10 protein-coding genes are annotated in these 11283 nt (G+C 66.2%); 5 read left to right on the forward strand and 5 right to left on the reverse strand.

Annotation, left to right across the window (positions count from 1 at the left end; translation table 11 throughout):
* Positions 1-37: 37 nt before the first annotated feature.
* The 3 genes from QX135_RS27345 to QX135_RS27355 form a co-directional block, all read right to left on the reverse strand.
* A complete protein-coding gene (locus QX135_RS27345) occupies positions 38-232 on the reverse strand; it encodes a 4Fe-4S dicluster domain-containing protein (protein ID WP_006609648.1) in 195 nt (64 codons plus the stop codon).
* Between the two features lie 535 nt (positions 233-767).
* Positions 768-2507 carry a nif-specific transcriptional activator NifA gene (nifA, locus tag QX135_RS27350; protein ID WP_315740942.1) on the reverse strand — a complete coding sequence of 580 codons (1740 nt, stop codon included), beginning with the start codon at positions 2505-2507 and terminating at the stop codon, positions 768-770.
* A 425-nt stretch (positions 2508-2932) separates the two neighbouring features.
* Positions 2933-3781: an SDR family oxidoreductase gene (locus QX135_RS27355; RefSeq protein ID WP_316182443.1), complete on the reverse strand. Its 849-nt coding sequence runs from the start codon at positions 3779-3781 to the stop codon at positions 2933-2935.
* Positions 3782-4177: 396 nt separating this feature from the next.
* Between QX135_RS27355 and QX135_RS27360 the strand changes: the two genes are divergently transcribed.
* Together QX135_RS27360 and QX135_RS27365 are read left to right on the forward strand one after the other, a co-directional pair.
* A complete protein-coding gene (locus tag QX135_RS27360) occupies positions 4178-5032 on the forward strand; it encodes a xanthine dehydrogenase (protein WP_316182397.1) in 855 nt (284 codons plus the stop codon).
* 65 nt (positions 5033-5097) lie between these two features.
* The gene (locus tag QX135_RS27365; protein WP_316182398.1) at positions 5098-5340 is read left to right on the forward strand and encodes a bacterioferritin-associated ferredoxin; all 243 of its coding nucleotides are present in this window, start codon (positions 5098-5100) and stop codon (positions 5338-5340) included.
* 408 nt (positions 5341-5748) lie between these two features.
* Here the strand turns inward: QX135_RS27365 and QX135_RS27370 are convergent, their stop codons facing one another.
* Positions 5749-7095 (reverse strand): ATP-binding protein, encoded by a 1347-nt coding sequence (locus QX135_RS27370; protein ID WP_316182400.1) that lies wholly within the window; start codon positions 7093-7095, stop codon positions 5749-5751.
* Between the two features lie 154 nt (positions 7096-7249).
* Between QX135_RS27370 and QX135_RS27375 the strand changes: the two genes are divergently transcribed.
* Together QX135_RS27375 and fghA are read left to right on the forward strand one after the other, a co-directional pair.
* Positions 7250-7870 carry a response regulator transcription factor gene (locus QX135_RS27375; RefSeq protein WP_315713180.1) on the forward strand — a complete coding sequence of 207 codons (621 nt, stop codon included), beginning with the start codon at positions 7250-7252 and terminating at the stop codon, positions 7868-7870.
* Between the two features lie 85 nt (positions 7871-7955).
* A complete protein-coding gene (gene fghA / locus QX135_RS27380) occupies positions 7956-8801 on the forward strand; it encodes an S-formylglutathione hydrolase (RefSeq protein ID WP_316182402.1) in 846 nt (281 codons plus the stop codon).
* Positions 8802-9448: 647 nt separating this feature from the next.
* Here the strand turns inward: fghA and QX135_RS27385 are convergent.
* Positions 9449-9928: a DUF3280 domain-containing protein gene (locus tag QX135_RS27385; RefSeq protein ID WP_316182445.1), complete on the reverse strand. Its 480-nt coding sequence runs from the start codon at positions 9926-9928 to the stop codon at positions 9449-9451.
* A gap of 142 nt (positions 9929-10070) precedes the next feature.
* Here QX135_RS27385 and QX135_RS27390 point away from each other — a divergent pair, with 142 nt between their 5' ends.
* Positions 10071-11279: an ABC transporter substrate-binding protein gene (locus QX135_RS27390; RefSeq protein ID WP_316182404.1), complete on the forward strand. Its 1209-nt coding sequence runs from the start codon at positions 10071-10073 to the stop codon at positions 11277-11279.
* The last annotated feature ends 4 nt before the right edge of the window (positions 11280-11283 follow it).

Raw genomic sequence — 11283 nt, forward strand, 5'->3', positions numbered from 1 at the left:
TCTCACTCCGCTTGCAATGTTTCCGTCGTGGCCCGCGTTAGGCGGGCACGCAGGTGTCCGGCACCGGACAGACGGCAGCGCATTGCGGCGCGTCGAAGTGGCCCTCGCACTCCGTGCACTTCTTCGGATCGATGATGTACATGTCGTTCTTCAGCCGGATGGCCGCATTCGGACATTCGAACTCGCAAGCCCCGCAGACCGTGCATTGTGAGGCGATGATCTTGTAGGTCATGTGCAGCTCCCCGCGATCCCTGCGACATCGGACGACGTCATTCACGGAGTATCTTTCAAGCCGCGTGCCAGAGAGCATTTGGTTGATTTCTAAGGAGGATTCTAAAGATCGCCACGCCGGTCAGCTGTCGCTCTCCCGACAGCATGTCGCAAGTGCGACAGGGCGCACGAAGTCGCGTGCGCGTTTGGGTCGAGCCCCCGCCACGAAGGCAGTGAGCTCCCCTCCCCCCTGCGGGGAGGGGTCGGGGGTGGGGGTCCACGAGCACGCTGCACGTGATGCGCGCTAATGCTGTCACCAGCGGAGTGACGATGTGTGATGTAACGAGCAGCTCAGCGGACGTGAGTACAGCGAGCGAACTCACGACGATCAGCGCCCGGAGACCCCCACCCCCGACCCCTCCCCGCAAGGGGGAGGGGAGCCGACCGTCGCCGGGGCGCGATCTCGAGTTTCACGGCTATCGTTACGCGGGCGACAGCATGCACGTGAAATAAAAAAGGGCGCGCCATCTGCGCGCCCCTCATGAGACCCAACCCGCTCAGAACCGCTTCACCTCGATATTGTGCTTCTTCAGCGCGTAGCCGATCTGACGCGGCGTCAGGCCGAGCAGGCGCGCGGCCTTGGCCTGGACCCAGCCGGACCGCTCCATCGCCTGCACGATGCGGTCGCGCTCCGGCACCGCGCCGCCCTCCGTGCTCTCGGAATACTCGCCGTCATCGGCATCGATGGCTGGCAACTCGACGGGAGCCTCGATCGGCGCCGACGTCCGCGGCAGGATCGGCAGCGGCACCATCGGCTGGCCGCGCGGCGGTGGCGGGGTTACCGTGTTACCCTTCCACAGGATCGCCGACATGCACTCGTTGCGGCTGCAGGCGAAGTCGTCCATGCTGATCGCCGAGCCCGTCGCCATGGTCGCGGTCCGTTGCACGCAGTTCTCCAGCTCGCGCACATTGCCGGGGAAGCCGCAATGCATCAGCACCTCGATCGCGCTGACGTCGAACGTCAGGTCGCGCTCGTTCTCGCAATTGAAGCGGCGCAGGAACTCGCGCGCCAGCTGCGGAATGTCGCTGCGACGCTCGCGCAACGGCGGCAATTTGATCGGCACCACGCTGATCCGGTAGTAGAGGTCGGCGCGGAACTCGTTGCGCGACACCGCCTCCTCGAGGTTGCGGTTGGTGGCGGTGACGATGCGGACATCGACCTTGATGGTCTGATTGCCGCCGACGCGCTCGAACTCCTGCTCCTGCAACACGCGCAGGAGCTTGGCCTGGAACGCCGGCGAGATCTCGCCGATCTCGTCGAGGAACAAGGTGCCCTTGTCGGCCAGTTCGAAGCGGCCCTTGCGCGCGTTGATCGCGCCGGTGAAGGCGCCCTTCTCATGGCCGAACAGCTCCGACTCCAGCACCGTCTCTGGCAATGCGGCGCAGTTGATCTTGATGAACGGCCGCTTGGCGCGATTGGACAGTTCATGGATCGCCTTCGCCACCAGCTCCTTGCCAGTGCCCGATTCTCCGCGCAGCAGCACCGGCGCATTTGACTTGGCGACGACGTTGATCTTCTCCAACAATGCGCGCAGCGCCGGGCTGTCGCCGACGATGCCGTCGACCAGCACCTTCTTGCGATCCTTCGGCGCCGGCTTCAGCTCCGACAGCTCCTTCTGCAGCCGGTGGCTTTCCGCCATCAGCCGCTCGCGGTCACGCGCGACGACCCGATGAAGCTTGATGGTCTGGCCGATCAGGTTGGCGACCATGGTCAGGAAGCGAACGTCGGAATCGAGCCGGAACACGGCGCGGCCGTCCCAGACACGGTCGATCGTCAGCGTGCCGACGACGCGCTGGTCGATGCGGATCGGAACGCCAAGGAAGGACACCCGGGTGTCGGCACCGACGCCGAGCGTCACCGCGTCGACGGCGCTGAAGGCGGGATGATCGGCGACGTTCTCCGCGATCAGCGGCACGGCGGTGGCGACGATCTGGTCGATCGCCTTCTGCGGCAGCCGTTCGCGATAGCGCTGATCGCTGCCTTCGCTCCACCCGGCCCCCACCGCAAGATCGGGAATGCCGTCATCGGCGAGCAGCGACACCACGCCGTGGCGCATCTGCATGAAGGACTGCAGCAGGTTGACGACATTGGCGAGGGTGATCTCCAACCGCGTCGGCGCCGCCAGGATCTTCGAGATTTCGAAAATGCCCGTCAGGGCGATCTCGCTGAGCGGGATCGGAGCGGCGTTGGACCTGACGTCCTGAGCTTCGACCTGACGTGTTTCCGTTTGGACCATGGCCGCTTCTCTGATCGTCACGAACGCCTCGGTGAAGCCGCCCGTGATTGTAGATGTTCTAACATCCTCCCCCAACTGCAGATGATTGTCGTGCCTAACTTTGCTGCATTGCCGCAGAAGTAGTGTGCAACGGACAGAACAGAAAAGCTGCAGGCTTTCATGATGTTAACAAATGAGTTTGCACCCGTCACGATGCGTGCATTGCACGTCCGCGCGGGCGACAAAAACGGTGTGCCTGACGATTTCGCGTTGTCTTCTCGACACCTAATATCCGCGCATTCGTCGGCCTGTTTGCGACCGGATCGCAACGGACAACACTGAACACCAACTTTCCACCGTCGGCCCGCCGCTCGTCGCCTTCGGCTGCAAGCCATGGGTATGACGTGTTCACATCCGCGTGTCGGCAGCGCGCGGCTGTGATCAACCTAGAGGTGCTGCCCCCCGTTGATCTGGATCTCCTCGCCGGTCACGTAGCTCGCCGCATCCGAGCACAGGAAGAACAGCACCTTGGCGACCTCCTCCGGAGCGCCGATCCGGCGCATCGGGATCAGCGGCGAGAACCGCGCCTCGGTCTCCGGGGACACCATCTCGGTCTTGATCTCGCCGGGCGCGATGGCGTTGACGCGGATGCCATGCGGCGCGAAGTCGTGCGCCATCTCGCGGGTCAGGCAGGCGAGCGCCGCCTTCGAGGTCGCATAGGCGGTGCCCGCAAACGGATGGACGCGGGTGCCGACGATCGACGTCACGTTGACGACCGCGCCCTGCCCGCGCTTCAGCTCCTCGAACAGCCCGCGCGCGAGCAAGATCGGTCCGAGAAAGTTGACGTGAAAGACGGTCATCCAGGTCTCGACCGAGGTCGACAGAGAATCCAGCCGGCCGCCGTCGCCGGCCTTCGGAGAGATCGCGGCATTGTTGATCAAGGCATGCAGCGGCGCGCCGTCGAGCCGCTGCTTGATGTCGGCAATCGCGCGCGGGATCGCCTTGCGATCGCTGAGATCGACCTGGACGTGGTTGTCGGGACCGGCGTCCCACGGACAGCGAGCACCGTCGAACGGCTGGCGCGAGCAGGTGATGATGCGCCAGCCGGCGTCGGAGAACAGCTTTGCGGTCGCATGACCGATTCCGCGCGAGCCGCCGGTCAGCACGAGCGTTTTCTGCTCGGTGCGCGCGGGCCGCTCGGCGGCCGCCATGTCTCGATGGAACGGGCACGCCGCGATGGTCTCGGCCGTCGCCATGGCGGGCTCGCGGACGTCCTGGTCGAGATCGAGACTCACCTCATCCGTCCTGATCCTGCGCCGCAACGCCACCAGGACGCCGGCTGCCAAGCTTCGGCTGCTGCCTTTGCCTCAGACGTGGTCTGGGCGCAGGCTCCGCGACGATCGGAAATATCAGCGGTATCGCCATGCGCCGGTTGTGCAGATTCCGGGCCAGCGAAAACGGCGGGCAAAGCAGCCCGTTTCTGTCGGGTTCGCGACAGATTGGCGCGTTCTGGACACATCCAGCGTCGGCTTTGTGCTGCGTCCTTTGCAAGACCTTCAAAGAGCGATCGTTTTCAAAACGATGGCTGATGGTCCAACTCTTGCTCGACGGATTTGATCATTCGAACTGGAAGACGGCTTGCCAGCCGCACGACGACAGCCACGAGACGCCAACGCCGTATGAACCGGGACATGGGGACGAATGCAGTGCGCTTCGCCGTGGTCCTCGGGACCAACGACGTCGCGTCCGCGATCGGCGTGCATCTGCATCGTGCGGGCTTCTGCGTGGTGCTGTCGCATGATCCCAATCCGCCGGTCATGCGCCGCAAGATGGCGTTTCACGACGCCCTGTTCGGTGACACCGTCCGCATCGAGAACGTGACCGGCGAGCGCATCGAGAGCACGATGGAGGTGTTCAAGGCGCTCGGCGATCCCCGGCACGTCCTGGTCACCCCGCTCGGGCTGCTCGATCTCCTGCCGGTCCGTACCATCGACGTCCTGATCGACGCACGGATGCAGCGGCGCGAGGTGACCCCGAATTTGCGCGGCATGACGCGGCTCTCGATCGGCATCGGTCCGGGCTTCTCGCCATCAGCCAATTGCGATATCGCGATCGAGACCCGGCCGGACCGGCTCGGCCAGATCGTGCGCGAGGGCTGGACGCTGGCAACGGATGATGTCGGCGCGCTCGTCGGCGTCGAGCGCCTGGTGCGTTCGCCGCATGAGGGCCGATGGCACACCCCGATCGAGATCGGCACGCGCATCTACAAGGGCTTCGTGATCGGCCATCTCTCCGGCGCACCGGTCACAGCCCCTTATGACGGCATCCTGCGCGGCATCGTCCGCGACGGCAGCGACGTGCCGGCCGGCATCGCGCTCGCCGAGATCGATCCACGCGGCCGCCATGCGCAGTGGACCGGGATCGATGCGCAGGGACAGGCGCTCGCCCAGGCGACGCTGGCCGCATTACGGCTGCACGCCGCAAACTGCATCAGGACGAGCGCGAGCGTGCCCGCCGATCAGATCGTTTCGAACGATTCTGATTAGCCCGTATCCGGCGCGCCGGCCTTGGCATCCCGGTTGCTTATCGTTTGCAGGAGCGAGCAACAGCCATGATCATCTGTTCCTGCAACGTCATCAGCGACACGGCCATTCGCAACATCGTCACGGCGGCCGACATCACCTTCGGCTCGCCGGCGCAAGTGTATGATTGTCTCGGCTGCACGGTCCAATGCGGCCTCTGCTCACGCTCGGTGAAGCGGATCCTCGACGAGCGGCAGGGTGATACGGCCGCTGCGGCGGTGTGGCCGGTGCAGGCCGAGCCCGTGCCGTGCGCGATGGTGTCGGTGGCCTGAGGCGATCACAGCGCACGACATGGCACATCGCGCGCTGTCGGATGTCGGACAAATGCGACAGGCGCGTGCCTCCCCCCAGCGGATCGATCGGATGAGCGGCTTACCGTCGGTCGCCGCGCGTCGCACCCGACGCGCAGCTCGGCGAATCCTCTCCTGAAGTTCAGTGTCGCTGGTCCGGTCCATGGTTCTCCCTCGCATGAGGCTGCCTCGACGGCGTGACCTTGCGTGGTAATCAGACGACATCGTTGAACGACAGCGCAGCCAACAAGGCCGCGCTGCCCAGCGCGAGCAGGGTTCTCGTCATCTGATCACCACGAGCTACCAGCGCGTGCTCCGGGCTGCGGCTCACGCGGATCGCAAGTCGCTCGTTGAATGCGGCGTCCGGTGGTTGGTTCCTAGCGGCCGAACTCACGCCGCGTCGGCCGGCACCATGGCCTCGATCGTGACGCCCGTGCTGGTGGAGGCCACCGTCAGCGTGCCGCCGAGCGCCAGCAGCCGCTCGCGCATGCCGGTGAGGCCGAAGCCGAGCTTGTGCTCCGGGCTGAATCCGCGGCCGTCGTCGCGGACGCGCACCCGCGTGTAGCTGCGGCGGTGGCCGGCCGTCGTCTGCTGCAGCGGCTCGATGGTGACGTCGACCGCGGTGGCCTCGGCGTGGCGGAACACGTTGGTCAGCGCTTCCTGCACCACCCGGTAGATCGTCAGCTCCGCCGTCTCATTGCTGCGCACGACCGTGTCGGTGAACCTGGTCTCGATCACGACCTCCGGCCTTGACTCCTGCCACAGCCGCACCAATGCGCCGAGCGCCTCGCGCAAGCCCAGCTCGGCGAGACCCACGGGCCGCAGCCGCTCGAGGATGCGGCGGTTGAACTGCTGCACGGCGTTGACCTGGTCGAGGATCGCCTGGCCGTGCCGGCGCATCGCCGCGACGTCGAGCGTCGCAGCCTCCGGCAGCCGCATCAGCGCACTGGCATGGGCGCGCAGCGCGAATAGATGCGGCCCGAACTCGTCATGCAGCTCGCGCGCGATCTCCTTGCGCTCGTGGTCCTGCAACGACACCGTGCGCTCGGCCAGACGGCGCTTCTCCTCCACCGCCTCGCCGAGCGCGCCGGCGAGATGGTTGAGCTTGGCGCAGAGCGCCGCGAGCTCGGGCGCGCCGCCCGGCCTGACGCGGGTATCATAGGCGCCGGCCTCGATCCGGCTCATCGCCTCCGATAGATCCGCCAGCGGCGCCAGCGCGCGGCCGACCACGAGCATGGTGATCGCGAACAAGGCCAGCCCGACCAGCGAGCCGACGACGAGCTGGGTGACGATGCCGTCCCAGATCTCCGCGATCTCGTCGTCGGGATGCGACGTGATCACCAGCGTGTCGCTCCGGCCGGCGACGATGACCGGCATGCTGACCGAGGTCTTGTCGGGATGCACCAGTGCGATGAACCACGCCGGCGCCGCGCGGCCGACGCCCGGAGAGGGCGGAGTCTGCGCCGGCATTCCCTGCCGTCTCACGCTGACGTGACGAAGCTGTCGGAGATCGCCGACGATCCGATCGAGGCGCGCGTCCGGATCGGGCGCGTCATTGACCTCGTCCATGATGGTCTCGACGAAGGCCCGTGTCAGGCGGATGACGCTCTGGTCCTCGGCCAGCACGCGCGGCGCCGCCTCCAGCACGAGACGGCCGATGTTGATGGCGAGGCCCAGCGTCAGCAGCAGCGCCAGCAGCACGTTGATGCGGGTCCGCAACGACCAATTCTGCCACATTCTCTCCGCCTCAAAGCCACCGGGTTTCACGCGTCCTCACATTGACAGACAAATCCGCCGGCGATCTAATTGCAACATGATGCCAGACCGCGCAGCATGCATCCATGATGCATCGCAACAATGACGCGAGTTGGAAGTCCGGGACCCCAAGGCCATGCGCGTACTGATCGTCGATGACCATCCCATTGTGGCATCAGGCTGCCGGGCCCTGCTCTCGACCGATCCGGACCTTGAGCTGCTCGAAGCCGCCGATGCCGAGAGCGGCGAAGCCAGCTTCATCGCGCGCCGACCGGACGTCTGCGTCGTCGACATCAACCTGCCGACCGTCTCCGGCTTCGAGCTGGCGCGGCGCATCCTCGCCCACGATGCCAATGCCCGGCTGATCATGTTCAGCATGAACGACGATCCGGTGTTCGCGGCGCGCGCCATCGACATCGGCGCCAAGGGCTACGTCTCCAAGAGCGGCGACCCGAACGATCTCGCCGAGGCGATCCGCGAGGTCGCGCGCGGCGGCAGCTATCTGCCGCCGGCGATCGCCCGCAGCATCGCGTTCGCGGGCGCCGCGGTCGCGCAGAGCCCGCTGGCGAAGCTGACCTCGCGCGAGCTCGAGATCCTCCGCCTGCTCAGCGCCGGCAAGAGCCTGTCCGAGATTGCCTGGCTGATCCACTCGTCCTACAAGACCGTCGCCAACACCTCCTCGATCATCCGCCAGAAGCTCGGCGTGCGAACATCCGGCGAGTTGGTGCGTTTGGCGATCGAGAACGGCGTCGCTTGACTCGCCCCGATTGAACGACGCAGCTTGACACGCGTTGGCGGCACGCGCGCCAGCGGCCCGACATCATTGCCGAACAGGTGATTCCATGACCCTCACGACCGTCTCCCAGAACAAATCCCATGGCGGCGTCCAGGGCGTCTATCGCCACGCCAGCCAGGAGACCAAGACCGAGATGACGTTCGCGGTGTTCGTGCCGCCGCATGCCGACGGCGCGAAGCTGCCGGTCGTCTGGTATCTCTCCGGCCTGACCTGCACCCACGCCAACGTCACCGAGAAGGGCGAGTTTCGTGCCGCCTGCGCCGAGCTCGGCCTGGTCTTCGTGGCGCCCGACACCTCGCCGCGCGGCGACGGCGTGCCGGGCGATCCCAACAATGCCTATGATTTCGGCCTCGGCGCCGGCTTCTATGTCGACGCGACCGAGGCACCGTTCGCGAAGAACTACCGGATGTGGAGCTACGTCACCGAGGAGCTGCCGAGCGTGGTCGCGGCGAACTTCCCGGTCGACCCGCGCCGGCAGTCGGTGATGGGCCACTCGATGGGCGGCCATGGCGCGCTCACCGTGGCGCTGCGCAACCCGGACCGCTACCGCGCGGCCAGCGCGTTCTCGCCGATCGTCGCGCCCTCGCAGGTGCCGTGGGGCGAGAAGGCCCTGGGCGGCTATCTCGGCGCCGACAAGGCGGCGTGGCGCAAACACGATGCGGTGGCGCTGATCGAGGACGGCGCGCGCGTCTCCGACCTGCTGGTCGATGTCGGCACCGCCGATCAGTTCCTGACGCAGCAGCTGCGCCCCGAGCTGCTCAAGGCGGCGTGCGAGAAAGCGAACATCCCGCTCTTGCTGCGCAAGCAGGAAGGCTACGACCACAGCTACTACTTCATCTCGACCTACATGGCCGATCACCTGCGCTGGCACGCGGCGCGGCTCGGCCGCTGATATCAGCCGCGGACGTGATTTGCCCGACGGGTGCGATGACGCGCCCGTCGAGGCGATTTTGTCTCCCCGGCGCCCGGATTCCACGTGCGCGACGAGGCGGATTTCGCTCGGCGCCACAAGGCGATCCCAGCGTCCAGCCCGGCGGCGACAAAATTTCACTTTCGTTTTTCCGGAAATCGTGATTGTTTAGCCCCATCCCGCCTCGTCGAGAGGGCGTATCGCGGTCGTCACGAACGTGGAGGTGGGATGCGGTGGACGCCGGCGGCGCGCAGCATGCTCAGGGCATCACATGCCCCGTGAGAGCGTGCGGACGAACGCGTCACGGCGTACGGCCAAGTCGCGTGGTCCTGGCATCCCGATGCCGATGCCTCCGCGGCGGCGTGCTCACAGCGCGTCGTTGCGCACGGTGACCAGAAAGCCCGGCGCACCGGGGAGAACGCGAAGCAACCGTTAAGACCATCCGCGCAGGGAGGGCCGGGATGTCCCAGCCGAACCTGTGGTACCTGCCGCCTGCATTTCTTTCTGCAGGCGGGCCATGGGGGCGGCAGGCTCCCGGCCTTCCCTGCGCCTCTTGTTTTCCAAGGGGCGACCGGCACGCAAAGCTCGGGCGTCATCCGCCGCGAGAATGCACCGTCATATCTCGTCGGCTACTGCGCCTGCGGCGCACCGTAGTTCGGCGCCAGCAGGCGGTTGCGGACGAGCCAAGCCATGGTGCGCGTCCAGGATTCGTCGGTGTTGCCGCGCATATCCGCAGTCATCGCCGCGACCGGCTTGCCGGTGTGAACGTCGCGCAGATAGATGTTCATGTTGAGGATGAGATTGGAGACCTTCTGCACCGTCCCGGTGATGGCGAGATCGGCGCCGATGTCGCTCGCGAGCTTGACGTCGCAGCCGCCGCAAGCCTGCAGATTGCTGTGGTGCGCCGCATCGTTAACGGGAGCGATGTCGAGCACGCGAAAACGTCCGGAGTCCTGCAGCGCCGCGCGCAGTTGCTCGGCCGCATGCGCCAGCCTGTTCTGCTCGTCCTGGCGCAGGCCCTGCACCTCGCCCTGCAGACTGGTGTCGATCAGCTCGAAGTCGAACACCGCCACCTTGGTCGGCTCGGCATGCACTGATGTCGCAGACATCAGGATCAGGAACGCGGGGAGAACGGCAGGTTTCAAGGTCGTGATCCGAAATGACGCGACAGCGGCCAAAAGTGGGGTTGAAAGCTAGGCCAATTCGTTCATCTTGCAAGATGAAACCTCGCCGGACAAGGACGAGGGAACAATGGGAGGACATGTGGTCCTGGGAGTTCTGGCCCGATCTCTGATGGGCGCGATCGGCCTCATCGCCGCCGCAACTGCCGCCAGCGCGGCGGATCCGGTCGACATCGCGATCGGCTATCTCGGCCGCGCCAGCGTGCCGCAGACCTTGTCGCCGCTCGACCAGCCAGCGGCCGATGATGGCGTGGCCGGCGCGAAGCTCGCGATCGAGGACAACAACACCACCGGCAAGTTCCTCAACCAGCGCTTCACTTTGATCGACCGCCGCGTCAAGGATGACGAGGACGCCGCGCAGGCCTCCAATGAGCTCGCCGGCAAGACGGGATTCGTCCTCGTGGACCTGCCGGCAGATGCGCTGCTGAAGGTCGCAGATGCGTTGCGGGGCCGTGGCGTCACCCTGCTCAATGTCGGCGCCACCGACGACCGGCTGCGCGAGCAGGACTGCCGCGCCAACGTCATCCATGTCGCGCCGACGCGCTCGATGCTGGCCGATGGCCTCGCGCAATATCTGGTCTGGAAGCAGTGGAAGCGCTGGCTGCTCGTCACCGGCTCGCACGACAATGACAGACTGTTCGCCGATGCGCTGCGCCGCGCCGCCACGCGCTTCGGCGCCAAGATCGTCGAGGAGCGCACCTTCGCGGACACCGGCGGCGCGCGCCGCACCGACAGCGGTGTGACCTTGATCCAGCGCCAGATGCCGGTGTTCACGCAGAAGGCGCCGGCCTATGACGTGCTGGTCGCCGCCGACGAGAGCGAGGTATTCGCCAACTATCTGCCCTACCGCACCTGGGATCCGCGCCCCGTCGCGGGCTCCGCCGGCCTGCGGCCGACCAGCTGGGATCCGGCACAGGACCAGTGGGGGGCGACGCAATTGCAGAACCGCTTCATGAAGCTCGCCTCGCGCCGCATGGACGCCTTGGATATGCAGGCCTGGATGGCCGTGCGCATGGTCGGCGAGGCCGCCTCGCGCACCAACTCCGGCGACGCCAAGACGATGACCGACTATCTCAAGAGCCCGAACTTCACGATCGCCGCCTTCAAGGGCACGCGCCTCTCGCTGCGCGACTGGAACCTGCAGCTCCGCCAGCCGATCCTCTTAGCCGACGGCCGCATGATCGTCTCGGTCTCCCCGCAGGAGGGCTTCCTGCACCAGGTCTCCGAACTCGACACGCTCGGTATCGACCGCCCCGAAACCAAGTGCAAGCTGCAATGATGTC

Source organism: Bradyrhizobium sp. SZCCHNR1098 (genome assembly GCF_032489375.1).
GTDB lineage: Bacteria > Pseudomonadota > Alphaproteobacteria > Rhizobiales > Xanthobacteraceae > Bradyrhizobium.